This is a genomic window from Tenacibaculum aestuarii (assembly GCF_964510395.1).
Classification (GTDB): Bacteria; Bacteroidota; Bacteroidia; order Flavobacteriales; family Flavobacteriaceae; genus Polaribacter; species Polaribacter aestuarii.
On the sequence record NZ_CAZEFY010000003.1, the window covers coordinates 227,463 to 253,155 of the forward strand.

Annotated in this window: 27 protein-coding genes; 9 read left to right on the forward strand and 18 right to left on the reverse strand. The window is 31.2% G+C overall.

Going from position 1 to position 25,693, the window contains the following annotated elements:
* Positions 1-3 precede the first annotated feature (3 nt).
* From ACKTSU_RS07115 to ACKTSU_RS07130, 4 genes are all read left to right on the forward strand, one after another.
* The gene (locus ACKTSU_RS07115) at positions 4-822 is read left to right on the forward strand and encodes a hypothetical protein (protein WP_408035684.1); all 819 of its coding nucleotides are present in this window, start codon (positions 4-6) and stop codon (positions 820-822) included.
* Positions 823-922: 100 nt separating this feature from the next.
* The gene (locus ACKTSU_RS07120) at positions 923-2,389 is read left to right on the forward strand and encodes an aminotransferase class V-fold PLP-dependent enzyme (RefSeq protein ID WP_408035685.1); all 1,467 of its coding nucleotides are present in this window, start codon (positions 923-925) and stop codon (positions 2,387-2,389) included.
* Position 2,390: 1 nt separating this feature from the next.
* The gene (locus tag ACKTSU_RS07125) at positions 2,391-3,446 is read left to right on the forward strand and encodes a M14 family zinc carboxypeptidase (RefSeq protein ID WP_408035686.1); all 1,056 of its coding nucleotides are present in this window, start codon (positions 2,391-2,393) and stop codon (positions 3,444-3,446) included.
* An 82-nt stretch (positions 3,447-3,528) separates the two neighbouring features.
* Positions 3,529-4,008: an Lrp/AsnC family transcriptional regulator gene (locus ACKTSU_RS07130; protein WP_274633680.1), complete on the forward strand. Its 480-nt coding sequence runs from the start codon at positions 3,529-3,531 to the stop codon at positions 4,006-4,008.
* An 83-nt stretch (positions 4,009-4,091) separates the two neighbouring features.
* Here ACKTSU_RS07130 and ACKTSU_RS07135 read toward each other — a convergent pair whose 3' ends face one another.
* The 5 genes from ACKTSU_RS07135 to ACKTSU_RS07155 all read right to left on the reverse strand — a co-directional run bounded on the left by ACKTSU_RS07135 (position 4,092) and on the right by ACKTSU_RS07155 (position 9,038).
* Positions 4,092-4,952 carry a neutral zinc metallopeptidase gene (locus ACKTSU_RS07135; protein WP_408035687.1) on the reverse strand — a complete coding sequence of 287 codons (861 nt, stop codon included), beginning with the start codon at positions 4,950-4,952 and terminating at the stop codon, positions 4,092-4,094.
* Between the two features lie 167 nt (positions 4,953-5,119).
* Positions 5,120-5,815, reverse strand: a complete 696-nt coding sequence (locus ACKTSU_RS07140) for a pseudouridine synthase (RefSeq protein ID WP_408035688.1) — start codon at positions 5,813-5,815, stop codon at positions 5,120-5,122.
* Positions 5,816-5,819: 4 nt separating this feature from the next.
* A complete protein-coding gene (locus tag ACKTSU_RS07145; RefSeq protein WP_408036890.1) occupies positions 5,820-7,103 on the reverse strand; it encodes a multidrug effflux MFS transporter in 1,284 nt (427 codons plus the stop codon).
* A 265-nt stretch (positions 7,104-7,368) separates the two neighbouring features.
* Positions 7,369-8,052, reverse strand: a complete 684-nt coding sequence (locus ACKTSU_RS07150; RefSeq protein ID WP_408035689.1) for a putative metal-binding motif-containing protein — start codon at positions 8,050-8,052, stop codon at positions 7,369-7,371.
* 617 nt (positions 8,053-8,669) lie between these two features.
* The gene (locus ACKTSU_RS07155; protein ID WP_408035690.1) at positions 8,670-9,038 is read right to left on the reverse strand and encodes a hypothetical protein; all 369 of its coding nucleotides are present in this window, start codon (positions 9,036-9,038) and stop codon (positions 8,670-8,672) included.
* 91 nt (positions 9,039-9,129) lie between these two features.
* Between ACKTSU_RS07155 and ACKTSU_RS07160 the strand changes: the two genes are divergently transcribed.
* Positions 9,130-9,348 carry a hypothetical protein gene (locus tag ACKTSU_RS07160; protein WP_408035691.1) on the forward strand — a complete coding sequence of 73 codons (219 nt, stop codon included), beginning with the start codon at positions 9,130-9,132 and terminating at the stop codon, positions 9,346-9,348.
* A gap of 67 nt (positions 9,349-9,415) precedes the next feature.
* Here ACKTSU_RS07160 and ACKTSU_RS07165 read toward each other — a convergent pair whose 3' ends face one another.
* The 9 genes from ACKTSU_RS07165 to ACKTSU_RS07205 all read right to left on the reverse strand — a co-directional run bounded on the left by ACKTSU_RS07165 (position 9,416) and on the right by ACKTSU_RS07205 (position 15,118).
* Entirely contained in the window at positions 9,416-9,598 is a 183-nt protein-coding gene (locus tag ACKTSU_RS07165) for a hypothetical protein (RefSeq protein WP_408035692.1), read from the reverse strand.
* Positions 9,599-9,701: 103 nt separating this feature from the next.
* Entirely contained in the window at positions 9,702-10,295 is a 594-nt protein-coding gene (locus ACKTSU_RS07170; RefSeq protein ID WP_408035693.1) for a TMEM175 family protein, read from the reverse strand.
* The gene (locus ACKTSU_RS07175; protein ID WP_408035694.1) at positions 10,267-11,211 is read right to left on the reverse strand and encodes a pirin family protein; all 945 of its coding nucleotides are present in this window, start codon (positions 11,209-11,211) and stop codon (positions 10,267-10,269) included. The genes ACKTSU_RS07170 and ACKTSU_RS07175 overlap by 29 nt, the downstream gene beginning before the upstream one ends.
* A gap of 3 nt (positions 11,212-11,214) precedes the next feature.
* Entirely contained in the window at positions 11,215-11,535 is a 321-nt protein-coding gene (locus tag ACKTSU_RS07180) for a GNAT family N-acetyltransferase (RefSeq protein ID WP_408035695.1), read from the reverse strand.
* Between the two features lie 106 nt (positions 11,536-11,641).
* A complete protein-coding gene (locus tag ACKTSU_RS07185; protein WP_408035696.1) occupies positions 11,642-12,514 on the reverse strand; it encodes a pirin family protein in 873 nt (290 codons plus the stop codon).
* A 15-nt stretch (positions 12,515-12,529) separates the two neighbouring features.
* On the reverse strand, positions 12,530-12,874 hold the full coding sequence (locus ACKTSU_RS07190; RefSeq protein ID WP_408035697.1) for a hypothetical protein: 345 nt from the start codon (positions 12,872-12,874) through the stop codon (positions 12,530-12,532).
* A gap of 168 nt (positions 12,875-13,042) precedes the next feature.
* Entirely contained in the window at positions 13,043-13,642 is a 600-nt protein-coding gene (locus ACKTSU_RS07195) for a Crp/Fnr family transcriptional regulator (RefSeq protein ID WP_408035698.1), read from the reverse strand.
* Positions 13,643-13,683: 41 nt separating this feature from the next.
* Positions 13,684-14,238: a DUF4251 domain-containing protein gene (locus ACKTSU_RS07200; protein WP_408035699.1), complete on the reverse strand. Its 555-nt coding sequence runs from the start codon at positions 14,236-14,238 to the stop codon at positions 13,684-13,686.
* Positions 14,239-14,563: 325 nt separating this feature from the next.
* Complete coding sequence (locus ACKTSU_RS07205) at positions 14,564-15,118, reverse strand: 1-acyl-sn-glycerol-3-phosphate acyltransferase (protein WP_408035700.1); 555 nt, start codon at positions 15,116-15,118, stop codon at positions 14,564-14,566.
* 106 nt (positions 15,119-15,224) lie between these two features.
* On the opposite strand from ACKTSU_RS07205, the gene rmuC reads away from it, so the two are divergent.
* Positions 15,225-16,604 (forward strand): DNA recombination protein RmuC, encoded by a 1,380-nt coding sequence (gene rmuC / locus ACKTSU_RS07210; RefSeq protein ID WP_408035701.1) that lies wholly within the window; start codon positions 15,225-15,227, stop codon positions 16,602-16,604.
* 67 nt (positions 16,605-16,671) lie between these two features.
* On the opposite strand, the gene glyA is transcribed toward rmuC, so the two are convergent.
* Positions 16,672-17,946 carry a serine hydroxymethyltransferase gene (glyA, locus tag ACKTSU_RS07215; protein ID WP_408035702.1) on the reverse strand — a complete coding sequence of 425 codons (1,275 nt, stop codon included), beginning with the start codon at positions 17,944-17,946 and terminating at the stop codon, positions 16,672-16,674.
* A 168-nt stretch (positions 17,947-18,114) separates the two neighbouring features.
* Between glyA and fahA the strand changes: the two genes are divergently transcribed.
* Positions 18,115-19,392: a fumarylacetoacetase gene (gene fahA, locus ACKTSU_RS07220; RefSeq protein ID WP_330486711.1), complete on the forward strand. Its 1,278-nt coding sequence runs from the start codon at positions 18,115-18,117 to the stop codon at positions 19,390-19,392.
* Between the two features lie 130 nt (positions 19,393-19,522).
* On the opposite strand, the gene ACKTSU_RS07225 is transcribed toward fahA, so the two are convergent.
* Together ACKTSU_RS07225 and ytxJ are read right to left on the reverse strand one after the other, a co-directional pair.
* On the reverse strand, positions 19,523-21,079 hold the full coding sequence (locus ACKTSU_RS07225; RefSeq protein WP_408035703.1) for a DEAD/DEAH box helicase: 1,557 nt from the start codon (positions 21,077-21,079) through the stop codon (positions 19,523-19,525).
* Between the two features lie 70 nt (positions 21,080-21,149).
* Positions 21,150-21,536 carry a bacillithiol system redox-active protein YtxJ gene (ytxJ, locus tag ACKTSU_RS07230; RefSeq protein ID WP_408035704.1) on the reverse strand — a complete coding sequence of 129 codons (387 nt, stop codon included), beginning with the start codon at positions 21,534-21,536 and terminating at the stop codon, positions 21,150-21,152.
* Positions 21,537-21,695: 159 nt separating this feature from the next.
* Here ytxJ and clpB point away from each other — a divergent pair, with 159 nt between their 5' ends.
* Together clpB and ACKTSU_RS07240 are read left to right on the forward strand one after the other, a co-directional pair.
* On the forward strand, positions 21,696-24,302 hold the full coding sequence (gene clpB / locus ACKTSU_RS07235) for an ATP-dependent chaperone ClpB (protein ID WP_408035705.1): 2,607 nt from the start codon (positions 21,696-21,698) through the stop codon (positions 24,300-24,302).
* Between the two features lie 133 nt (positions 24,303-24,435).
* Complete coding sequence (locus ACKTSU_RS07240; RefSeq protein WP_408035707.1) at positions 24,436-24,864, forward strand: Hsp20/alpha crystallin family protein; 429 nt, start codon at positions 24,436-24,438, stop codon at positions 24,862-24,864.
* A 69-nt stretch (positions 24,865-24,933) separates the two neighbouring features.
* Here ACKTSU_RS07240 and ACKTSU_RS07245 read toward each other — a convergent pair whose 3' ends face one another.
* Positions 24,934-25,656 (reverse strand): DUF6503 family protein, encoded by a 723-nt coding sequence (locus ACKTSU_RS07245; RefSeq protein ID WP_408035709.1) that lies wholly within the window; start codon positions 25,654-25,656, stop codon positions 24,934-24,936.
* Between the last annotated feature and the right edge of the window lie 37 nt (positions 25,657-25,693).

The following is a 25,693-nucleotide window of genomic DNA, read 5'->3' on the forward strand; positions in this document are numbered from 1 at the left end:
TTGATGCTGATAGCATCAGTGTCAATAGTAGCGCAGGAGAAAAACGAAGAAGTCATTCAAAAGAAAAAAGTAACTAATAAAGGAAAATTCTTCGTTTACTGGGGATGGAACTGGGCTAGTTATTCAAATTCTGACATTCGTTTTAAAGGAGAAAATTATGATTTCACTTTGTACAATGTAAAAGCTAGAGATAGACAAACAAAGTTTTCTTTTAATGATTATTTCAATCCAGGAAGAGTAACCATACCTCAAACAAATTATAGAATTGGTTATTTCTTCAAAGAAAACTATACAGTTTCTATCGGGGTAGACCATATGAAATATGTAATGATTGGCGGGCAAGATGTGAGAATTAATGGTAATATAAATATAGGAAATGCTAAATATGACGGAACTTATAACAATGAAACTATCAATTTAGCTGGTGATTTTTTACGTTTCGAACATACAGATGGATTAAATTACGTAAATGTAGAAGTAAAACGTTTTGACGATATAAGTCATTGGTTTGGATTAAACTTAGAGAACTTACAGATTAATGTAACCGAAGGAGTTGGGCTTGGTATTTTATACCCAAGAACAAACACTACTTTGTTAGGTATGGAAAGACACGATGATTTTCACTTATCAGGATATGGTGCTTCTATTGGAGCAGGTTTAAATATAACTTTCTTAAAACATTTCTTTGTTCAAGCAGATTTAAAAGGAGGATATATTTACATGCCTAATGTTAAAACCACTAGATTTTCTGTAGATTCTGCATCACAAAGTTTTTACTTTTTACAAAATACAATCTTAATAGGAGGTAAATTTAGGCTTTAATAACAAAATGTTATAAATACGTTAATATTCTAATTATTTTAGGCTACCTAGTGGCATACTAGTAATTTTATCGCCATAACAAACAACACAAATTATAATTATGGATTTAGATCAGTATTTTGATAAGTTCAGAAAAAATATTGTAGGAATTGACCAAACTTTTCAAACACCTTATGGTGAAAAGAAAATGGTATATACAGATTGGACTGCTAGTGGAAGATTATACAGACCTATCGAAGAGCAATTGTTGCATAAATTCGGACCTTTTGTAGCCAATACACATACAGAAACGTCTACATCAGGAGCAGCTATGACACTTGCGTATCACGAAGCTCGTAATATTATAAAACGTCATGTAAATGCTTCTGCAGATGACGTATTAATTACCGAAGGCTCTGGTATGACAGGAGTTGTAAATAAATTCCAACGTATTTTAGGACTCAAAGTATCTGAAAATCTAAAGGAAAACACACAAGTTCCTGATGAAAAAAGACCTATTGTTTTTGTTAGTCATATGGAACATCACTCAAACCAAACTTCTTGGATTGAAACTATTGCAGATGTAGTAGTGGTACCATCTAACGAAAAAGGTTTAGTGTGTTTAGATAAGTTTGAAGAAACTATAAAACAATATTTAGATAGGCCTATAAAAATAGCTTCAATTGTTGCTGGTTCTAACGTTACAGGTATTAAAACTGACTACCATAAAGTAGCCTCTTTAATTCACAGATATGGTGGTTTATGTTTTGTTGATTTTGCTTGTTCTGCACCATATGTTGATATAAACATGCACCCAGAAAATGAAGAGGAGTATTTAGATGCTATTTTCTTCTCTCCACATAAGTTTTTAGGAGGTCCAGGTACATCTGGAGTATTGATTTTCAATAAGAAATTATATAAAAATATGGTTCCTGATAACCCAGGAGGAGGAACTGTAAGTTATACAAATCCATGGGGGCAACATGATTATTTTGATGATGTTGAAACTCGTGAAGATGGAGGTACACCAGCTTTTTTACAAACGATAAAAATAGCATTATGTATTCAAGTAAAAGACCAAATGGGTACCGATAAAATTAAAGAACGTGAGGATGAAATTAATCCGATCATTTTTAATTGCCTAGAAAATTTAGAAGGAGTTCAAATTTTAGCTCCTAACCATAAAGATCGCTTAAGTATTTTTTCTTTTTACTTTGAAAAATACCATTTTAACTTAGTAGTTAAGTTATTAAACGATCGTTTTGGTATTCAAACCAGAGGAGGTTGCTCTTGTGCAGGAACTTACGGACACTTTTTATTAAATGTAGATCAAACCAGATCAAATGAAATAAAAGGACAAATTTTAGGAGGATGTAGTACAGAAAAACCAGGTTGGGTACGTTTATCCGTTCACCCAACTATTACAAATGAAGAAGTACAATTTATTTGTGATTCGTTAAAATCGTTAGCTAAAAATATTGAAGAATGGTCTAAAGACTATGAATACGATATGGGTAAAAACGATTATGTACACAAAACAGTTGAACCTATTGAAAAACAGCTAATAGCTGATTGGTTTTCGTTATAATATGACACACATTAGTAGCTCCTTTTTAGAAGAAAACTATTTGAAAATTAAAGAAGACTCTATATCAGGAAGGTGGATTACCCTAACAGATATAGAGCCTTTGTATTTTGACTTACAAAATTCTAAAATCGAAACAAAAATAATTGGTGAATCAGAGCAGCAGAGAGCTATTTATCAATTGAAATTTGGAACAGGAGAAAAGAGAATTCTTATTTGGAGTCAAATGCACGGTAATGAAAGTACCGGAACCAAAGCTGTTTTCGATTTTTTAAACTTTATTAAGCGTTTTCCGGATCATGAAATTACGCAGGGAATTGTAAACAATTGTAGTATTACCATCGTTCCTATGCTAAATCCTGATGGAGCACGAGCCTATACACGTGTCAATGCTAATAATATTGATTTAAATAGAGACGCTGTTGAGTTACAAGCGAAAGAAAGTAAGTTGTTACGTAAAATTTTAGAAGAAGTAAATCCGAAGTTTTGCTTTAATTTACACGATCAAAGAACCATTTTTGGAGTAGAAGGTACTACCAATACTGCTACGATATCTTTTTTGGCTCCTTCTGAAGAAGAAACACGCAAAATTACCGAAGGTAGAAAAGAAACGATGAATGTTATTGTAGCAATGAATAAATTGTTACAAGAAATTATACCAAATCATATTGGTCGTTATACTGATGAATTTTACCCAACTGCTACAGGAGATAATTTTCAAAAAATAGGACATAATACTATTCTTATTGAAGCAGGTCATTTTCCTGATGATTACGATAGGGAAGAGGTAAGAAAGTATAATTTCTATGCATTATTGCAAGGAATTTATCATATTTCAATAAATAACGACTTTAGTTCTTATCAAGATTATTTAGCTATTCCTAACAATATCAAGAATTTCTACGATGTGATTTATCGCTCAAAAAATAATGAAAAAGATGTTGCTTTTCAGTATGTAGAAACTATAGAAAATGGTAAATTTGCACTGGTTTTAACAAAAGAAAAAGAAGGAAATTTATCTTCATATTTAGCTCATAAAGAGTTCATAAAAAATAGTTAAAAATTTATATTTCCTTAAACAAAACTTACATTTTTTATAAAAAAACTATATTTTAGCAATATTACTTGAAGAAAACAAAAAAATGAAGAAGTTCATACTAGATGAAATCGATCATCAAATTTTAGACATTTTAATTGAAAACGCCCGTACACCTTTTACTGACATTGCAAAAAAGTTATTAGTATCAGCTGGTACTATTCATGTACGTGTAAAAAAGATGGAAGACGAAGGTATTATTCAAGGGTCAACATTAACCTTGAACTATGAAAAAATGGGGTACTCGTTTATTGCTCATGTAGGAGTTTTCTTAGATAAAACATCTATGACTCAACATGTACTAGACAATTTACGTTTAATATCTAACGTTACAGTTGCTTATGTAACAGCAGGAAAGTATAATATTTTCTGTAAAGTTCGTGCTAAAAATACTGCAGATGCAAAAGATATCATTTATAGAATAGATGATATTCACGGAGTAAATAGAACTGAAACTATGATAGCACTTGAAGAAAGCATTAACGATAAAAAACGTTTAATGCACGCTATTTTCCAAGATATTTAATACTTTTTATATTAAAAAAGGGAAAAGGGTTACAGTGATGTAACCCTTTTTTTATTGCTCAACTAATTAACTTAGTTTTTATTTTATTGTAACTTTTCGAATTCTTCTTTCGAGATTTCTCCAGAATTAATTCTTCTTAATTCTTCCATTTTAGATAAGATAAACTTATGTAAATCTTCGTCTATATCGTCTGGTTTCTTTAAATCTTGACGTAATGCTCCAGGCAATACATAATTATCATAATAGTAAAAGAAGTTATAATCAAAGCTACTCACACTTAAATTATAGTCCCCTAATAAATATCCTAAACGGAAAGCTGAACGGCGTTGAGCTGGTGTTCCATGATGTCCAGAACTCGTCGTATTATAATCACCGATAGAAGCTGCAAAGTTATAAGCTGGTGCTGCTTGTGTCCAAGTAGCATTGTATCCATTAGGTCTTTTTATATAATATCCAGCAAAACCATCGGCCTCTAATTCAGTAGCTCTTGCAGTACTTTCACTTCTTGTCGGTAAATTATTTTGATATTGTAATTGGTGACCAACCTCATGAGCTTGTACCATAGCACAAGAAATTCTACCTCCTTGACCTAAAGCCATGTTATATAATTCTTCCCCGAAAATTATATAACCACTTCCATAAGAAATAGCATTTGCTGTACCAGAACCTTTTGCAAAGTATAAAGGAATAGTATTGATGTTAAATACATCTGCTATTTTTACATTTTGGCTGGTTATAAAATTTGTTTCAGATTGGTTTAAAATGGTAGAACCAATGTAAGCATTAGCTCCCCAGTAGCTATCAATATAACTACATACTTCATGAGAATGAGTCTCAAATAGTTTAGCATTTTGATTTTCAACAGGGTTAGTGTCATTATCACTACAGCTAGTAATAAAAATTAAAGCTGTAATTGCTAAGATGAAGGGTTTTAAATTTTTCATTTTTCTTAAATTATTTTAATGAAAAGTTAATTAGTTAAGCAATTCATAAACAAAATCGTTAAAAAATTAAAAATATTTCATATTGTTTAAATATTAACAAAATAATTACACTTGTTAATATTCAATAAAAAATAAATAAGAGTAGTAGAGGTTACTAATTAAACAACTTATAAAACCCAATTAAATCTTTCAAAAACTGTATTCCAATTTTCAGGTAATTCAGCTATAATTTCTAGTTTTTCATTTGAGTAAGGGTGAAGAAATTCCAAAGAACGTGCATGCAAAAAGAGATTTTCACAATTAAAATTTTCAAGAAACATCATATTATGATTTTTATCTCCATACTTAGGATCACCAATTAACGGATGACTAATTTTATTCATGTGAATACGCAACTGGTGTAACCTACCTGTTTTAGGCATTAATTTCACCAAACTATATCTTGAAGTATCATACGGTTTTACAGGAATATCAACAGTAACAGTTTTTAACGTGGATAAATGTGTTTCAGCATCTTTATGTACATTCGCATCTCTTCCTTTTACTGGCGAGTCGATAATTTTTGATTCAGGAGCATGTCCTCTTACAATTCCATAGTATGTTTTTTGAATTTGATTATTCATAAACAATTCTTGAAACTTAGCAACATACTCACTTTTTTTAGCTAACAATAGTATTCCAGATGTTTTTCTATCAAGACGATGTATAGGATACATTTTTTCACCACATTGCTCTTGTAATAACTGCAATAATGAAGCTTCATCAGCTACATTTCTAGAGTGATGTGCATGGTGTACAACTACATTATTAGGTTTTGATGCACATACTATATAGTCGTCTTCGTAAAGAATTGATACATTCATAATATTAATTTGCCTGTTTAAGTTTTGTTAGGTTTACAAGAGCTAAAGATAAAGCGCCGCAAATAAAAAAACCGATAAAAAGTGGAAGGGTAGTGGTACTAACAAATCTACCTATTACCGTTGCAATTGGTACTGCCATAATAGTTGATACAAATCCGTTAATAGCAGCTCCAATACCTGCAATATGCCCTACTGGTTGCATTGCTAAAGCACGTAGGTTTCCGAATAAAAACCCGATAGAAAAAAACTGTAAAGCAAAAAACACTAATAAAATGGTTATACTTGGATTCTCTTTTTGGTAAAATAATGCTACATAAATTAAAGGCACTAAGGTAAATACAATTAAAAAGAAAGATACCAATTTGTGCATTCCGAATTTCATTACAAATGAACCATTTAAAAATGTGGCAAATCCTACAGAAATTGCCAATCCAGCAAAAATGAACGGAAACTCATCTACCAATAAATACTGCTCTTGAAAAATTTGTTGAGAAGCACTTAGATAAACCATAAAGGATCCTGTTATAAAACCGGAAATTATGGTAAACACAGTTGCTTGTTTGTATTTTATAAATTCTTTTAAGCCGTCGGAAAATAAACCAAAAGAGAATTTAATTCTATTTTCTTCTTTAAGTGTTTCTGGTTGTCGTTTCCATAACCAAAACATCACTAAAACTCCAAAAATTAACTGACTATAAAAAATAGATTTCCATCCGTAAGCATCGAGCATAATTTTTCCTAGTGCAGGAGCCACCACAGGAACTAAAATAAAAATAACTACAATGAACGACATAATTTTCGCCATGTAATTACCGCTAAAACTATCACGAACCATCGCAATACTTATAGTTCTTGGTGCAGAAAGTCCTATTCCTTGTAAAATTCTTCCAACGACCATCATTTCTAAACTTGTTGCACTAACGCAAATAAAACTAGCGATTACAAAAAGTACAAATCCACCGTAAATAACTGGTTTTCTTCCTAAAGTATCAGAAATTGGCCCTGAAGTTAACTGACCAAACCCCAGTCCTAAAAAAATCATTGTTACTAACAACTGACTATCGTTGGAAGATTCTTGAACATTAATACTAATACCTATGTGTTCTAAAGCGGGGAGTAATGCGTCTATTGATAGTGCTACAAGCGACATTAAAGACGCCATTAGAGCGATAAACTCTAACTTTGATTGATTATTTTCTTGCATTAAGCAAAAGTACTGCCTTTGTTTTTGTTTAAAGTTAAAATTGTATAAAAAAAGGCTGTAAAAAACAGCCTTTAAACAAACAATATCACGACTTTCAAAGTCTAATTAAATTTTGACGCTGTTAGGAATAAATTGTAGTGAAACAAAAAAATGTATAGGTTGAAGGGGGCTTCCTAAACAGCGTCTAATATTATAAATACAACTTACAATATATAAAACAAGAGACCTTTAAATAACCCTACTTTTTTTGTTAAAAATTTACCAACTTTTTTATTTTTTCTGAATATAAATATAAAAACATCCCAAATTATGGAGTGTTTTTATATTTATAATGACTACTAAATAAGACTTATTTTATAACTATTGGACCACCACCCGAACAATCTTTATCATATCCATCACAATTTTGGTCTATATTATCTCCACATATTTCAGGAGCGCCAGGATAAATAGTAGGGTTTGAATCATTACAATCAACATCTGATGTAAAACCATCATTATCCGCATCAATTACATCTGGTGTATTAGGGTTACAGTCATCATCTAATCCATTATATAAAATCTCGGTAGCACCAGGATGTACGTAAAAATCATGATCATCACAATCTTCTAACTCATTATAACCATCTCCATCTGCATCCTTGATCAGTTCTACATCGGGAGTTTCTGGATTGCAATCATCATCAATACCATTATTTAGTATTTCTGATAGGAGAGGACTCACTGCTGCATTTGTATCATCACAGTCTCCCATAACACCATAATTACATTCATTATTTGGTACCGTACCATCATTATCTTGATCATCTAATCGTACATCGCCATGTGTAGTGTGTTCTTCCCAAGAATTTATATTTACGTTTAATATTTTCCACGAATCTGTTTCCATATCGTAGTGGCAAATATCAATTTTATTAGGATTAGACTTATTTTGTAGTGTGTTTTGAGCTTCATTAAAATCTTCAATTGAATTATCTAATGTACATCCTAAAAAAAATAGTACAGCATACATTAAGAATTGTATTTTTCTCATGATAAAAGTTTTAAGTTAGTTATTTGTTTTAGTTTGGTTTACCTTTTAGGTTACTTAAAAGGTTTAGCATGAGGAGTTACTTAGCAAAAGTAGTGTTTCACAAATAGGAAATAAGTAATTACTGATAGACAACTAAGGAACAGGCAATAGACAAACGATGAACAAACATTATATAATTGAATAAGAGTAGAGTTTATAATTTTATTCAAACAACATCTATTTAACATAATATTAATTATAGTACAAAAAATAAACGCTACTATATAAATAATGCGTTTACAATTCTTTTAAAAATTAATCAATTTCCCCCTTTGATAATCAGTTATTTAAGGAGAACAATAAATCAATGAACGTGTTAATAATGATACAAACATAATGAAAATAAATTGTAATCTCAAAATTGGCGTACTATCGAATCAAAATTGCAAATGACTAACAATACATTTTAGCGCAAAAATTTTAGTTTGGGTTTCCGCTGGAGCAACCTCCCAAAAAAATTTGTGAGGTAAAATATATTATTCAAAAAAGCAATAAAATTCAATAATACTACGTGCGGTTTTTAAAAAAGAAAAAAAAGCATCCGTTTTGGATGCTTTTTTACTTATTGTATTAATTAATTAATAATTATTTGCATATGTTATCAAATCAGGGTTAATCGGTCGTAACTTAAGACCCGAAAAGTAAATATAATAACACCTTGAATTAGTTTCACTCAAATCTTTAAATAACAAAGATTTTATAGTTGTCTTACCATATTCAAGAATCTGTTTTTGCTGGAAAACAACTAAATCATGTTTTAAATAGTCTATCCAAAATTCTAAGTTTGATTGAACCAACGGGAAAGTACATGTTAAATCTCCATATAAAAATTCACTTTCTTGTAACCCAAAATCAAATCTATTACCACCATCTTCAAACCTTTTAAAAAGACCACAGTAAGTTTCTGTCATAAACTCTATACCATTAAGTAATATTTTTTGCTTCATTTAAAATCGTTTTTGTTGTTCTTCATAGGATTGACAGTCAGCATTTAAAAGTGTAAACCTATTACATCATAATTTTGCTGCCACCTTATTTATGGATGATTTAATTCAGCTATTTAAAGAGAAAGGTTGGAAAGTTATTTCTTCACAAGAAGCGTATACAGATCCTATTTATACTATTACCCCAATTAATGCAGGTGAAAGTTTAATCTATTCTTTGGCTAAAGATTCTAAAAAATTTGAAGGTAAGCTACGCTATCCTGCAGAAGATAGTAGATATGAAAAAGAAAAAATGGATAAACTAGGGTTGTAATAAAGCATAAAAAACTGCTTAAGTAAGTTCTTAAGCAGTTTTATAAATACTTTTCTATAATAGAGTATTAACAAATATAATCATTAGTTGAAGGTCTATAGCAACAAACTTTTACTCCATTTTGATAGATATAAGAACCATCTCCTCCACATTCAGTAGGAACAGGTATTCTAATTCCTCCTTTAATTTTTTGTAAAGTAACTTTTGTTAATTCTTGAGAACCTGTTAAATCTAAAATTGATTTTTTCATAATACTTGTTTTAAAGTTAGTTAATTAAAGAACCCAAAATAGTTTTATTATAAATGATGTACTCAAAAAAATCCTTACTTTTTGTATGGTATAACCTTATATTTTAATGTTCTTCTATTTCACTCATTAATTCCTCTAATTTACGATCGGGCATTAACCAGATTAAAGCTACAACAACATAAAGCCCTATAGAAACCCAGGTATTTACATAAGATAATGGAACAGCTAGAAGATATATACCCAAAGAAGCATATTCTTTTGTACCATTGGTACACAATTTAGAAAGCGCGTAATTATCATCGTGATATGTAATTAACATTCTTTCTAGTATAAAATAGGCTATAGCACTCATTAACAAAACAAATCCATAAACTGCAATTGGTAATGCTTCATAATAATGTCCGTGTTCTCCTACCCAGCTTGTTACAAAAGGTATAAGTGATAACCAAAATAACAAATGTAAATTGGCCCAAAGTATTTTTCCGTTTACTTTTTGTGTTACTTGCATTAAATGATGGTGATTATTCCAATAAATCCCTAAATAAATAAAACTTAATAAATAACTTATAAACACAGGTGCTACAGTTAATAACCCTTGCAGTGTAGTATCTTCTGGAGCTTTCATTTCTAATACCATAATTGTAATTACTATGGCTAAAACACCATCGCTAAAAGCTTCTAGTCTTCCTGTTTTCATATTGTTTGTTTTTTATTAATTTTTTATCCTCCAAAACGTGTAGGTTCTGTTCTGGCAATGGAATCTTAACTGTTTCATTTGGTACAGATGGAAACTTGTTATTTTTCCAATCTTTTTTAGCCCTTTCTATCAAGTTTTTATCTGAGGCTACAAAATTCCACTCTATAAAGCGTTCTTCTAAAAATGACTCTCCTCCAAAAATATAAACAGTAGAATTTGCTGTAATTTCAAAAGAACACAAGGTACTATCTTTCGCTACTAATAATTGTTTCTCTCCATAAGTATGGTTATCACTGATAATACTTCCCTCCAAAATATACACTGCACTTTCTCCAAACAAATATTCTCCTATAGTAACCGTTTTCGTTGTTTCTGATTTAATTTCAATAAAATACAACGGACTATAAACTGGTACCGGCGATTGCTTTCCAAAGGCTTTTCCTGCAATAAGCTTAAACTCTACTCCGTCTTCGTTCCAACTTGGTATTTCATCTGCCTCCACATGTGTAAATGTTGGCTCGCATTGCTCTTCTTCTTTTGGCAATGCTACCCATATTTGTAATCCATGAAGTTTTTTTTGTGATTGTCGCAAGCGTTCTGGTGTTCTTTCCGTATGAACCACTCCTTTACCAGCAGTCATCCAATTTACAGCACCAGGAGTAATTTCGATTTCTGTACCTAAACTATCACGATGTACAATAGCTCCTTCAAACAGAAAGGTAAGTGTAGATAAACCTATGTGTGGATGCATGGCTACATCTAAATTTTCTTTATCGTTCATATTCACTGGCCCCATATGATCAATAAAAATAAAAGGACCTACCATACGCTTCTGTCGAAAAGGTAATAAACGGCCTACCAAGAAATTCCCAATATTTGCCGCTCGCTCTTCAATAATTAGTTTAGTATTCGACATAATCTATAATTTATCATAACCATTGAAACTTTTATCAACGATACGTTTCCATTCAGGATGTCTTTTTATATAAGCGAATACGTAAGGACAAAATGGTAACAATGAATTATGGTGTTCTTCAAGGTGGTAATTCAACGTTTTTTCTACCAAAGCTGCAGCAACACCTTTGCCTCCTATTATTTCTGGCACTTCGGTATGTACCAAAGCTATTTGGCTATGTGTTTCTTTATAATCTATAAAAGCAATGATTCCTTCAACTTCTATCTCAAAACGATGTTCCTTTTCGTTTTTTACAAGCGGTATGTTTAGAAATTCTTCTTTCATTTTATAAATAGGTTTTATAAGGCTGCTAGAAACTTCTAAACAGACCTCTTTTATTGTAAATTTAAAAAGCAACTCGTTGAATTTGAGTTGCTTTTTAAAATTAGAGTTAATCTTCTAAATATCCAAACTTCCCTGTGTTGAAGTCTTGAAATGCTTCCACTAACTCCTCTTGAGTATTCATTACAAAAGGACCATAAGCTGCAATAGGCTCATTTAGTGGTTCACCACTTAATACTAAAACAACAGTATCTTCTAGAGCTTCTAGTGCAAAAGTATCTCCATCATTTGCAAACAGAGCAAAGTGATCTTGCAAAACATTTTCCGTTTCATTTACCTTTACCCTTCCTTCTACAGCTAAAATTGAAGTAGTATAATGCGCTGGAAATGTTAATTGTGTTTTCGCTCCTTTTTTTAATCGTACATTAAACATATTTACTGGAGAAAATGTTGATGCAGGTCCTTTATTACCCTCATATTCACCTGCTATTACCTCTACTTCTCCTTCATTATTTGGTAACTGAACTTTAGCCATTTCAGTATTTGCAATTGCTTGATATTTTGGCGGACTCATTTTATCCTTTGCAGGAAGATTTACCCACAATTGTACCATTTGAAACTCTCCTCCTGTTTTACTCCATTCAGTTTCATGAAACTCTTTGTGTAAAACTCCAGAAGCTGCTGTCATCCATTGTACATCACCTTCACCAATAATTCCCCCTCCTCCTGCACTATCTCCATGCTCTACACGTCCTTTATAAGCAATAGTTACAGTTTCAAAACCTCTGTGCGGATGTACTCCTACACCTTTAGGTTTATCTGTTGGAGGAAAATTATATTTTGAATTATAATCTAACATAATAAACGGATCCATACGCTGCATACTTGAGCTTCCTGGAATAAAATTATGTACTCTAAATCCGTCTCCTACAAAATGCGGAGTTCCTGGTTTTACGACCCTTTCTATACTTCTTGTTTTCATCTTTCTATCCTTTTATTAATTTAAACTACATGCTAGTTTTATTTCAAATGAATTGTCTAAATAATTACGTTGCGCTCCTGGTTTATTTTTAGACCAATATGCTTTTTTTACATTTTCTGAAAGTGTTTTTTCTTCTTTATAAGTAACTACAATCGCTTCAGGAAATAGTACTGTAATTATTTTCTTTAATTTATTTCTATCTATTTCATTTATTTCTTCTGAAATAGCTAGCACATTATACGATTGTTGATGTAATTTTTCAATGGCTGTTTCGACATTACTAACAGTTGAAACTTGCCAGTTTAAAATTTTAGGCATTGTTGTACTTTCTGTTACAACTAATGTTTTTAAATGTCTCATAATAAATCCTTTTTTACCCATTAAATGGGATTAATTATTCGATGATTAACATCGAAATAAATTCAGTTTATTTTTTCTGAAATATTAAGTGAGTTGACCTCTACTTTTTATTTCACTGTAAAATTACTGCAACAAAAAAGGATATGCATTGACCTATGGTAAGAAGTGTTATTTGTGTGGTTTGAAGTTTTCTTCTGCAAGTGCTTTACGAACTCGGCTAAGACTTTCAGGGGTAATTCCTAAGTAAGAAGCAATCATCCATTGAGGTACCCGAAGCATAATATCGGGGTATATACTCACAAAATCTAAGTAACGACTTTTTGCTGACACCCCTAATAACTGACTGATACGTTTATATAAATGTCGAATATGATTTTGTAATAACTGTTCGTTTTTTTCTCTAAAATCAGTGTTTATTTTTGATACTTCATTTATAAAATGCTCGTCGAACATTACAACTAATGTATCTTCAACAGCATCAATAAAATATGTAGAAGGTTCTTGAAAAAAAACACTTCCTCTGTCGCTTACTATCCATCCTTCTGTAGCAAATTGTAAAATATTTTCTTTCCCTTCTTCATTTAACGCATACATGCGTAACAAACCTTGTTCTACAAAAAAGAAATGTGAACAAATTGCTCCTTGCTTTAATAAGAAGTCGTTTTTAGAAACTTTTTTTGTTTGAATATATGATTGTATTGAAGCATAATCTTTTTCAGATAGTCCACCTTTTTCAATAAAATGTTTCTTTAAGTTGGGTAACTCCATACATCTAATATATGCTATCAAGAATATTTACGCAACTTTGTTTATTCTTTTGAAGTTTTGACAACCACCCTACCACGATAATTTATAGATCTTTTTTGATTACTAATAACATAAATAGAAGTAGATAAACTAGGGTATACTCTAACTATTACGTTATAATTTTCGGTAGTATTATTTTTATCTTTTATTTTGAAGTTAATTCTATAGCTATTCTCTTTAGCCTCATTAATAGTTAAATTATCTGGAACTCCTTCAAATACAATTCCAATATCTGTACCACCGTAAGACCCACCTGATTGACGTTCTCCATAATAGGGTAAATAGGCTGATACAGTATCTCCTTTCATCTTAAAAAAATTAGTGTTACCTATTAAATTTATATTTCCAGCACTACTCCCATTAGGTAGCATTCCTGCATTAGCTATTTGTGTCATGGCAAACGTAGCTTGAGGTTCTGCCCATTCAGATTCTATCTCGAAAGTTTTACTTTCAATAAGAGCGTTTAAAGTATCTATTTCTGCTTGAGTTGCTGTTCTTGAAGAGGCGCAACTAAACAGTATAAAAATTACACCTACTAAAATGCTATACCTTTTCATATTATATTGATTTTAAAACCTATACAAGGTACTCAAATCTAATGAGTTTTTCAAGAGAAGAAGTGATTTTAACTATTTTAGTTAATCTACTTATCTTTAAGAAATAAAGGAGGTTATTAAAATAAACCTCCTTTATTATAAATGAACTTTCGGGGGGAGACTTCATTTACTATTCTACTATAACTTTATACTCTGCAATAGTAAGTTTCTTAATTAGAAGAACACTACTCCTAAAAGACCAATAATTACCCTAAAAAGTTTATTTATACCGTAAAAAAAGGTTAGAAATTAATCTCTAACCTTAATACATTTATATAAATAAGTATTATTCTTGTTTAGGAGGAACGTAAAACAATTCGGGTTTTGCCCCTTTTATATCTCTGTAAAAATCATAAATATGATTCATATCAGTATTCATATCGTCAGTTAAGTAATATGGAGGTGCTACTATAATTTGTTTATTTTCAAAATCGAAAGCAAACATTACTACTGGTACATTAGCCCCTTTAGCGATATAATAAAACCCTGTTTTCCATTCCGTTATTTTCGCTCGAGTTCCTTCAGGAGATAATGCCAAACGAAATTCATCGTGTTCGTTAAACAAATTCACAATAGCTTCTACCTTATTGTTACTCTTACTTCTGTCAACTGGTGAACCACCTAACGCTCTAAAAACAAACCCAAATGGTGGTTTGAATAAGGAAGCCTTTCCTATAAAATTGATTTTAACATTGTAAGTGTTTCTGGCTAAAATAGCAATAGGAAAATCTTTCCAACTCGTATGCGGCGCTCCAATAACCACATACTTTTTTAAATCTCTAGGAAAATCTCCTACCAACTTCCAGCCTAAAACTTTGTGAAATATAAATTTAGATATCATTCTAACAGTTATAAGGGTCAATGATACGGTTTTCCCTACAAAAATCAAATAAATTTAACCTATCTTGTCCTATATTTGTTCACTTAATAAACTTTTATTTATTCTAATGAATACCACTCTTTTACTTATTTTAATTGCTATTAGTGCCTTACTAATTGGGTTTGTTATTGGAAATCTGCTTTCTAAATTAAAGTTTAAACAACAAACTACCGATTTAGAAAAAGAGATTGCTTCGTTACAAAACAATCAAGCTAATTTTGAAGTTCAAAAAAGAGAAAAAGAAGTCCTTTTTTCTCAACAAAAAGAAGATTTTTTAAAACGATTAGATGAAAAAACTAAAGAAAATGGTGAATTACGTCGTGAAAAGGAGTTTTCTTCTATTGAATTAGCTAGAAAAAATGAAGAGTTGAAAAATTTACAGCTAAAACTAAATGAGAATAAAGAGGAAGTAGAAAAATTACAAGAAAAGTTTACCAAAGAGTTTGAAAACTTGGCGAACAAGATTTTAGACGAAAAATCAAATAAGTTTACTGAACAAAATAAAAAGAATATTAAGGATATTTTAAATCCGCTTCAAGAAAAAATACAAACCTTTGAAAAGAAGGTTGAAGACACTCAAAAAGAGAGCATTTCGATGCACTCTGCTTTAAAAGAACAATTATTAGGATTAAAAGAGTTAAATGCTCAAATGAGCAAAGAAACTATTAACCTAACTAAAGCCTTGAAAGGAGACAGTAAAACTCAAGGAAATTGGGGTGAATTGGTTTTAGAACGCGTTTTAGAAAAATCTGGTTTAGAAAAAGACCGTGAGTATTTTGTGCAACAATCTTTTACCAATGAAGAAGGCAAACGTATTATGCCTGATGTGGTGATTCATTTACCAGATAATAAAAAAATGATTGTCGATTCAAAAGTGTCATTAACTGCTTATGAGCAATTTATAAATACTGAGGATGATATAGAAAAAGAACGCTTTTTAAAAGAGCATGTAAATTCATTAAAGCGCCACGTAGAGCAACTTTCAGAAAAGAAATATGAAGACATCTACAAAATAGAATCTCCTGATTTTGTATTGCTTTTTGTACCAATTGAGCCTGCTTTTGCGGTAGCTTTAAATGAAGATAATACCTTATATAATAAAGCTTTTGAAAGAAATATTGTGATTGTTACTCCAACCACGTTATTAGCTACGTTACGTACTATTGATACGATGTGGAATAACGAGAAACAACAACGTAATGCTTTAGAAATAGCACGTCAAGCAGGTGCTTTATATGATAAATTTCAAGGATTATTAATCGACTTAGTAAACATTGGTAAGAAAATAGATGGTACTAAAGCCGATTATTCCGCTGCTATGAATAAACTAGTAGAAGGTCGCGGAAATTTAATTACAAGTGTAGAAAAACTTAAGAAAATGGGAGCCAAAGCCAAAAAAGCACTTCCAGAAAAAATTCTTGAACGAGCTCAAGATAATGACGAATAAAAAAAGGTCGCTCTAAAATATTTTAGAGCGACCTTTTTATTTATACCTAATTCGAAAGCATCGCCTTCTACATGATAAACAAACGTCTGTGGTGCATTAAATCAAATACCTTCTCTCCTACTGCTTCTAATACCTCTTCGTTATCAGCATTCATTAAAGCTTCATCAATTAAGTCTACAACTACTTCCATATCAGCTTCTTTTAAACCACGTGTAGTAACTGCAGCAGTACCTACACGAATACCAGAAGTTACGAATGGAGACTCCGTATCAAAAGGAACCATGTTTTTGTTTACAGTAATCTCAGCTTTACCTAATGCTTCTTCAGCAGCTTTACCTGTAATGTTTTTGTTACGTAAATCAATTAACATACAGTGATTATCTGTACCTCCAGAAATAATTTCATATCCTTTTGCTACAAATGCTTTCGCCATTGCTTGCGCATTTTCTTTTACTTGAATTTGATAATCTAAGAACTCATCTGTCAATGCCTCTCCAAAAGCAACCGCTTTGGCAGCAATAACGTGCTCTAATGGTCCACCTTGATTTCCTGGAAAAACCGCAGAATTAATCAACGTAGACATTTTCTTTAATTTTCCTGATTTTAATTTTTCTCCAAATGGGTTTTCAAAATCCTTTCCAATCATAATCATACCACCACGAGGTCCACGTAAGGTTTTGTGAGTTGTTGTAGTAACAATATGACAGTGAGGTAATGGGTCTGATAAAATTCCTTTAGCAATTAATCCTGCTGGATGTGAAATATCAGCCATTAAAATAGCTCCTACGCTATCAGCAATCTCTCTAAATTTCTTAAAATCAATATCACGAGAATACGCCGAAGCTCCTGCAATGATTAATTTAGGTTTATGTTCCTTAGCTTGTTGCTCTAAGTGGTTATAGTCAATATATCCCGTTTCTTTATCAACTCCGTAAAAAACTGGGTTGTATAATTTACCAGAAAAGTTTACTGGCGAACCGTGAGTTAAGTGCCCTCCGTGAGATAAATCAAATCCTAAAATAGTATCTCCTGGCTTTAAACATGCAGCAAAAACGGCTGTATTCGCTTGACTTCCAGAGTGTGGTTGTACGTTTACATACTCCGCTCCAAATAATTCTTTAGCTCTATCAATCGCAATTTGCTCAACGATATCTACTATTTCACACCCTCCGTAATAACGTTTACCTGGGTATCCTTCAGCATATTTATTGGTTAAAACTGATCCTTGAGCTTCCATTACTTGGTCGCTTACAAAATTTTCAGAAGCAATCAACTCTAAACCGTTTAGCTGACGTTCTTTTTCTTCTTGAATTAAATCAAATATTTGATGATCTTTTTGCATGTTGTGTGTTGTTACATAAAGTAGCCAAAAGTACTAATTTTATTATTCAATTTAAATGGATTTTACAAGAAGTATCTACAAAAATACTTTCACATTTTTTTTACTCATCTTTTTGGGGTAAATTGAAAAAAATATGTAGGTTTGATGAAAATATAACAAAAACGATAAATGGAAATAACTGCTAATAACCCGAATAGAAAATCTTGGTTAACTGTAGCTGAAAACTCAGATTTCCCTATTCAAAACATACCTTTTGGGGTTTTTCTAACTAAAGATGATATCATAACGATTGGTACAAGAATTGGTGATTATGCGATTGATTTAGGTGCCTTACATCAATTAGGATATTTTGATGGAATTCCGTTAACAGATGATATCTTTTTACAAGATACCTTAAATGATTTTATTGCAGACGGACGTAAAACATGGCGTTTAGTTCGTAATAGAATTGCTGATATTTTTGATGTAAAAAATAGTAAACTAAGAGATAATGCTGAGCACAAAGACAAGATCATCTTTAGAATGGATGAAGTTGAAATGCAACTTCCTGTCGCTGTAGGAGATTATACCGATTTTTATGCCAGTAAAGAACACGCAACGAATGTAGGAAGCTTATTTAGAGATCCTGAAAATGCCTTATTCCCAAACTGGTTACAAATACCTATTGGTTACCACGGAAGAAGTTCTTCTATCGTACCTTCAGGAACTCCAATTCGTCGTCCTGTAGGACAACAACGTCCTAGTGAGGGAGAAACTACACCTAACTTTGGACCTTCAAAATTATTAGATTTTGAATTAGAAATGGCGTTTATTACAACAGTAGCAAACGATTTAGGAGACAGAATTCCTATTGAAGAAGCAGAAGAATATATCTTTGGATTGGTATTATTTAATGACTGGTCTGCTCGTGATATTCAAGCTTGGGAATATGTTCCATTAGGACCTTTCTTAGGAAAGAATTTTGCTTCAACAATCTCTCCTTGGATTGTAACCTTAGATGCTTTAGAACCTTTTAGAGTAGACAACCCTAAACAAGTATACGAACCATTACCTTACCTAAAGAAAGAAGGAAAAGATAGTTACGACATCAATTTACAAATGGCTATTCAACCAGAGGGTAAAGAAGAAACTGTTGTATGTAACTCTAACTTTAAGTATATGTACTGGACAATGGTACAACAATTAGCGCATCACACGGTAAACGGATGTCCTGTAAATGCAGGTGATATGATGGGTAGTGGTACTATTTCTGGGCCTACTCAAGATAGCTTTGGATCTATGCTAGAATTAACTTGGAGAGGTCAAAATCCTATTAAAATGAATGATGGTAGTGAGCGTAAGTTTATTAATGATAACGATACTGTTATTATGCGCGGTTACTGTAAAAATGAAAAAATCCGTATTGGTTTTGGTGAATGCTCAGGTAAAATTTTGCCTGCTAAATAAACAGCCAAAAAGTATAGAAAGCAAAAATCCGATTCTTTTTAAAGAGTCGGATTTTTTTGTTGGATTCTTGGATTGTTAGATTATTAGAAAATTTAATTTTTCACTTTTAGTTTTTCACTTTCTAACATCCCTACTCCTCCTCTGGTGGTGGATGACCATGGATTTGCTCGTATACCTCGTCAAAATTGCCACGTAAATACGTGTTTAATTTTTTACGGTAATCATCTTGTAACCAATCAATAAAGTTATGGGTACTTTTAGAAATACATTTTGAATATCTGTAAATTCTATCATCAATATCTCCTCCTAACATTTTAGCTAATATCAAAGCATCAAAAACATCTTCACTGTTTTCAACACACATTTTAGCATGATGTTCTATAGATTTTTCTAATACTCTTTTAGAAGATTCACCACCTTGTATCGTGTCTCTATATACTTTTTTAACATCAAAGTATAAATCTTCAGAATTAGCAAACTCTGCTTTTACCTCTTCAGGAAGTTCATATCTAAAATCACTTTCTATCTCTTCATCAGATAATAAATTATCTAAATAGAAGTTAGGAGCTCTAAACATTTTTTGCCAATCTAAATCTGCTCCCCAAGGACCGAAACGATGAAAGTTATTTCCTAAGTCAATTACATTAAAATCAGATTTGCCTGGTAATACACGAGAACCACGACCAATCATTTGATAATAAAGTGTTAACGATTTTGTAGCTCTGTTTAAAATGATTGATTTAACTGATGGCTCATCAAACCCTGTTGTTAAAATACTTACTGAAGTAATTATCGCATTTGGTGTTTTATGGAACCATTTTAATATTAAATCACGTTCTTTCTTAGTGTTCGTATTATCTAAATGCGCAATAGGATATCCTGCTCTTTTAAAAGTATCAAATACGTGTAAAGAAGTATTAATACCATTATTAAAAATCAACGTTTTAGTTCCTTTAGCGCGTTCTTCATAAGCTTGTAATAACTTAGAAAGCATGTCAGTATTGGTATATAAATCTTCAGATGATTTTACGGTATAATCTCCATTTGCTCCTACTTCTAAAGAAGTTAATCCAACGTTGTAAGAAAAAACATTTGCTTTTGCTAAGTATTCATTTTCTATTAAAGAACCTATACTTTCCCCTACAATCAACTCATCATAATTATCTTTCATAGGAAGTTTAATATTAGAACTTAAAGGAGTCGCTGTAACACCTAAAATGAAAGACTTTTCAAAAAACTTGAATAATTTAGTAAATGAATTGTAGTGTGCTTCATCAATAATTACCAATCCAACATCAGAAATATCTAACATATCGTCGTTTAAACGATTGTTTAATGTTTCTACCATCGCCACAAAACAATCGTATTGCTCTTGGTCATCTAAACTTGCTTTACTATCAATAATTTTATTCTCAACCCCAAATTCAGTAAGCACTTTTGCTGTTTGCTTACATAACTCAATTCGGTGAGTCATTATTAATACTTTCTTTTGATGATGTTTTAAATATTGACGTGTAATTTCAGAGAAAATAACTGTCTTACCACCTCCTGTAGGAAGTTGATATAACAAGTGGTAATTCTCTGGAGCATCTTCAAAACTTTTAAAAATTTTGTTTAATGCTTCTTTTTGATAATAGTATAAATTTTTTCCTTTCTTTGGTTGTGAAGTTGCTGTTTCGTTACTCAAATCTCTATAATTTTGAAATATGCAAAAATACGAGGTATTTAAGGAAATCCCACTAAAATCAGGAGTTTTTTTAGATTTTTTTCAAATCTACTTTAGAAATATCATAATGAGAAGCATGTACTACTACCGCCCCTTTTTTAATTACCAATAATTGAGGAGATTGGTGTGTTACTTGAAATTGAGCCGAAATTTCATTCGAAATATCTCTATAACTCAACAAGTCTAAATAATACACTTTTAAATCTTTCAATTCTTCATCAAAATTATTTTCAAAACGTTTAATAACCATGCTACTAATACCACATCGAGTTGAATGCTTAAAAATAGCTACAGGTTTATTTTCTGATTGATTTTTAACTACTTCTAACTGTTCAATAGTCGTTAACGGAATCCATTTTATAAACGACCCCTTATCTGATTTATCTATTTTTTTATTTCCAAAAAAACTATCCAACATTCCCATATATTTCTTAATTTAATATCAACTTAACTATCACTACTCTTTATCAGTCAAAAAGTCAGTAATTACTTGTGTTTTTAAGACAAAATGTCGTTTTTAACTTTAAAAATAGACTTGGTATTGATTTTGACTTTTACAGTGAAAAAATAAAACGATATGAATTTTAACAATTATACAATAAAATCACAAGAAACCATACAGCAAGCGCAACAATTAGCGCAAAGTTATGGTAACAATCTTATAGAAAACGAACACATTTTTAAAGCTTTATTTTTAGTCGATGAAAATGTACTTCCTTTCATTTTAAAGAAACTTAACATTAATATTGATGTTATACAGCAAATTTTAGATAAACAACTAAAAAGTTTTTCTAAAGTTACTGGAGCAGATTTAATGCTTTCTCGTGAAGCTAATAAAACATTGAACGAAGCTGCTATTATCGCAAAAAAAATGAACGATGAGTATGTTTCTATTGAGCATTTAATCTTAGCTATTTTCAAATCGAAAAGTCAAATAGCTCAAGTATTAAAAGATCAAGGTGTTACTGAAAAGAGTTTAACAGCTGCTATTGAAGAATTACGTAAAGGTAATCGTGTTACTTCTCAAAGTGCAGAAGAAACCTACAATTCTTTAAATAAATATGCTAAAAACTTAAACCAGTTAGCACAAGACAGGAAATTAGATCCTGTTATTGGTCGCGATGAAGAAATTAGACGTCTTTTACAGATTTTATCACGTAGAACTAAGAACAATCCTATTTTAGTAGGTGAACCAGGTACTGGTAAAACTGCTATTGCTGAAGGATTAGCACATCGTATCATCCGTGGTGATGTTCCTGAAAACCTAAAGGATAAACAAATTTTTTCTTTGGATATGGGAGCTTTAATCGCTGGTGCGAAATACAAAGGTGAGTTTGAAGAGCGTTTAAAGTCCGTAGTAAAAGAAGTATCTAAATCTGAAGGAAACATCGTTCTTTTCATTGACGAAATCCACACTTTAGTAGGTGCTGGTGGTGGTCAAGGTGCTATGGATGCCGCTAATATTTTAAAACCAGCTTTGGCACGTGGAGAATTGAGAGCAATTGGGGCTACTACTTTAGATGAATATCAAAAGTATTTTGAAAAAGATAAAGCATTAGAACGTCGTTTTCAAAAAGTAATGGTAGATGAACCAGATACTGAAAGTGCTATTTCTATTTTACGAGGTATTAAAGATAAATATGAAGCACACCACAAGGTTCGTATTAAAGATGAAGCTATTATTGGTGCAGTAGAATTATCACAACGTTATATTACCAATCGTTTTTTACCAGATAAGGCGATAGATTTAATGGATGAAGCTGCTTCTAAATTACGTATGGAAATCAATTCTAAACCAGAGGAATTAGATGTTTTAGATCGTAAAATAATGCAGTTGGAAATTGAAATTGAAGCAATTAAACGTGAAAATGATGAACCTAAATTAAAATCCTTAAATGCTGATTTAGCCAATTTAAAAGAAGAACGTAACGAAATCAATGCGAAATGGCAATCAGAAAAAAGTGTGGTTGACACTATCCAAAGTTTAAAAACTGATATTGAAAACTATAAGTTAGAAGCTGAAAAAGCTGAACGTAATGGTGATTACGGAAAAGTAGCTGAATTACGTTACGGGAAAATTAAAGAAGCACAAGAACAGCTTGATGAGCAACAAAAAGTATTAGCTAGTCAACAAGAAAACTCTCTAATTAAAGAGGAAGTTACCTATGACGATATCGCTGAAGTAGTTGCTAAATGGACAGGAGTACCTGTAACTAAAATGTTACAATCTGAACGTGAAAAATTATTGAAGCTAGAAGATGAACTTCACAGACGTGTAGTAGGACAAGAAGAAGCAATAGAAGCTGTTTCTGATGCAGTTCGTCGTTCAAGATCTGGGTTACAAAATCCGAATAAACCTATCGGATCATTCTTATTCTTAGGAACAACAGGAGTTGGTAAAACAGAGCTAGCAAAAGCGTTAGCAGAATATTTATTCGACGATGAAAATGCAATGACTCGTATTGATATGAGTGAATACCAAGAACGTCATTCGGTAAGTAGATTAGTTGGAGCACCTCCAGGATATGTAGGGTATGATGAAGGTGGACAATTAACTGAAGCTGTACGAAGAAAACCCTATTCAGTTGTGTTGTTAGACGAGATTGAAAAAGCACATCCTGATACTTTTAATGTTTTATTACAAGTGTTAGATGAAGGTAGATTAACCGATAATAAAGGTCGTGTTGCAGATTTTAAAAACACCATTATCATTATGACCTCAAACATGGGAAGTCATATTATTCAAGAGAAATTTGAGAATATGAAAGGTGACATCCATACAACTATGGATTTAGCTAAAACAGAAGTTTTAGGATTGTTAAAACAATCTGTGAGACCTGAATTTTTAAATAGAATTGATGATATTATTATGTTTACTCCGCTTTCAGAAGAAAACATTAAAGAAATTGTAAAACTACAATTAAACAGTGTTAAAAAAATGATTGCGAAACAAAACATTACTTTTGATGCTACAGATCAAGCTATTGCTTACTTAGCACAAAAAGGATATCAACCTGAGTTTGGTGCACGCCCGGTAAAACGGGTAATTCAAAAAGAGGTTTTAAATCAATTGTCTAAAGAAATTTTATCAGGAAAAGTTTCTACTGATAGTATTATCTTATTAGATGCCTTTGATGATCAGTTAGTTTTTAGAAATCAATCTGATTTGGTTGAAAACGAATAAACTTAAGCAGCTAAAAATCAAAACATAAAGTGTCATTTTTTCACCTTTTAAATGAAAAAATGACACTTTTTTTAGTTGGTATTTTTTTTGATTTATTTCTTTAAAAACAATGTTTAACTAAAATTGTAAAGTTATGTTATTAAAGAACACCGATTTTCCTGCATTACCTAATGTATTTAATGATTTTTTTAGAGACTGGTCTTCTACTAATTTCTCTGACACAAATACTACTTTACCAGCTGTAAACATTAAAAATAATGAAAATGAATTTACAGTTGATGTAGCTGCTCCAGGAATGAGTAAAGATGATTTTCAAATAAATATTGAAAATGATATTTTAACCATTTCTTCAGAAAAAAAGGAAGACAAAGAAGAAACAGATGATAACTATACACGAAAAGAATATAGTTATATGTCTTTTAAAAGAAGTTTCACCTTACCCAAAGGTATAGTAGATTATGAAAAAATTAAGGCTACCTATAAAAATGGCGAATTGAAAATTAACATCCCTAAATTAGAAGCTTTAAAATCAAAAACTCCAAAACTAATTAAGGTTGAGTAAGTTACTTTAACTTTTATACACAAAAAAGCAGCATTTATACGCTGCTTTTTTGTATGTTCTAAAATTATTTTAATACACTTTTATATTCTCTAAAACAATTTCAGAAAGCTTCTTTAACTTACCTTCTTCGTATAACTTATCTATATTATAAAAATCTATTTCTTTATCTAAAGGTTTATAGTTGTTATAATCTACAAAACGGATTCCATTAACCAACTTTTCTTCTTTTACATCTCTAAAACGAACTCCTCCTCCATTTGTGTGATATTTATAGGCTAAATAATCTAATTGAAAGTTCTCTTTAGAAAACCAGTAAAGAAACACATCATCAAAATCTTCTCCTCCGCCTTCTTCAGTAAAAGTAACTCTAACTTTATAATACTCTTTTCCTTTGATAGTTACAGGATCTAACAACTTCTTTTGAACAGCTTTATCGTTCAATCCAAATGGTAACACAGAAAAGTAATGAACAGAATTTACTGAATTACTGTACTTATTTTTATCTTCTTCTGAAAGATTAACTAAACTATCATTAACAAAACGTTTAAATCCGTCATTAAACAATACATCTTTTATAGTTATTGTATCGTTTTGTACAACTCTTGTTAATTCAAAAGTTCCGTTGTTTCGTATAGCTTTATAATTGTTATCTCTAAAAGCAAAAGAAATAGTTGCATCCGCTATGTTATTTGACTTAGAATATGCTAACGATTGATCTATTATTTCTTGCGCTGTAAATTTTGGCTTGCACGAAACTAATAATATCAATAGTGAAATATATAAGTACTTCATAATATTTTGATTCTTTAAAAAATTGTCTTGCGCACAA

Bases quoted from the DNA above. Each gene is read 5' to 3' on its own strand.
- ACKTSU_RS07175 (WP_408035694.1), bottom strand. From the start codon at position 11,211: ATGTCGAATACTAAACTAATTATTGAAGAGCGAGCGGCAAATATTGGG.
- ACKTSU_RS07160 (WP_408035691.1), top strand. From the start codon at position 9,130: ATGGATGATTTAATTCAGCTATTTAAAGAGAAAGGTTGGAAAGTTATT.
- rmuC (WP_408035701.1), top strand. From the start codon at position 15,225: ATGAATACCACTCTTTTACTTATTTTAATTGCTATTAGTGCCTTACTA.
- ACKTSU_RS07190 (WP_408035697.1), bottom strand. From the start codon at position 12,874: ATGAGACATTTAAAAACATTAGTTGTAACAGAAAGTACAACAATGCCT.
- ACKTSU_RS07150 (WP_408035689.1), bottom strand. From the start codon at position 8,052: ATGAGAAAAATACAATTCTTAATGTATGCTGTACTATTTTTTTTAGGA.
- ACKTSU_RS07200 (WP_408035699.1), bottom strand. From the start codon at position 14,238: ATGAAAAGGTATAGCATTTTAGTAGGTGTAATTTTTATACTGTTTAGT.
- ACKTSU_RS07245 (WP_408035709.1), bottom strand. From the start codon at position 25,656: ATGAAGTACTTATATATTTCACTATTGATATTATTAGTTTCGTGCAAG.
- ACKTSU_RS07170 (WP_408035693.1), bottom strand. From the start codon at position 10,295: ATGAAAACAGGAAGACTAGAAGCTTTTAGCGATGGTGTTTTAGCCATA.
- ACKTSU_RS07205 (WP_408035700.1), bottom strand. From the start codon at position 15,118: ATGATATCTAAATTTATATTTCACAAAGTTTTAGGCTGGAAGTTGGTA.
- clpB (WP_408035705.1), top strand. From the start codon at position 21,696: ATGAATTTTAACAATTATACAATAAAATCACAAGAAACCATACAGCAA.
- ACKTSU_RS07185 (WP_408035696.1), bottom strand. From the start codon at position 12,514: ATGAAAACAAGAAGTATAGAAAGGGTCGTAAAACCAGGAACTCCGCAT.
- ACKTSU_RS07135 (WP_408035687.1), bottom strand. From the start codon at position 4,952: ATGAAAAATTTAAAACCCTTCATCTTAGCAATTACAGCTTTAATTTTT.
- ACKTSU_RS07155 (WP_408035690.1), bottom strand. From the start codon at position 9,038: ATGAAGCAAAAAATATTACTTAATGGTATAGAGTTTATGACAGAAACT.
- ACKTSU_RS07195 (WP_408035698.1), bottom strand. From the start codon at position 13,642: ATGGAGTTACCCAACTTAAAGAAACATTTTATTGAAAAAGGTGGACTA.
- ACKTSU_RS07130 (WP_274633680.1), top strand. From the start codon at position 3,529: ATGAAGAAGTTCATACTAGATGAAATCGATCATCAAATTTTAGACATT.
- ACKTSU_RS07180 (WP_408035695.1), bottom strand. From the start codon at position 11,535: ATGAAAGAAGAATTTCTAAACATACCGCTTGTAAAAAACGAAAAGGAA.
- ACKTSU_RS07165 (WP_408035692.1), bottom strand. From the start codon at position 9,598: ATGAAAAAATCAATTTTAGATTTAACAGGTTCTCAAGAATTAACAAAA.
- glyA (WP_408035702.1), bottom strand. From the start codon at position 17,946: ATGCAAAAAGATCATCAAATATTTGATTTAATTCAAGAAGAAAAAGAA.
- ACKTSU_RS07140 (WP_408035688.1), bottom strand. From the start codon at position 5,815: ATGAATGTATCAATTCTTTACGAAGACGACTATATAGTATGTGCATCA.
- ytxJ (WP_408035704.1), bottom strand. From the start codon at position 21,536: ATGTTGGATAGTTTTTTTGGAAATAAAAAAATAGATAAATCAGATAAG.
- fahA (WP_330486711.1), top strand. From the start codon at position 18,115: ATGGAAATAACTGCTAATAACCCGAATAGAAAATCTTGGTTAACTGTA.
- ACKTSU_RS07240 (WP_408035707.1), top strand. From the start codon at position 24,436: ATGTTATTAAAGAACACCGATTTTCCTGCATTACCTAATGTATTTAAT.
- ACKTSU_RS07120 (WP_408035685.1), top strand. From the start codon at position 923: ATGGATTTAGATCAGTATTTTGATAAGTTCAGAAAAAATATTGTAGGA.
- ACKTSU_RS07115 (WP_408035684.1), top strand. From the start codon at position 4: ATGCTGATAGCATCAGTGTCAATAGTAGCGCAGGAGAAAAACGAAGAA.
- ACKTSU_RS07125 (WP_408035686.1), top strand. From the start codon at position 2,391: ATGACACACATTAGTAGCTCCTTTTTAGAAGAAAACTATTTGAAAATT.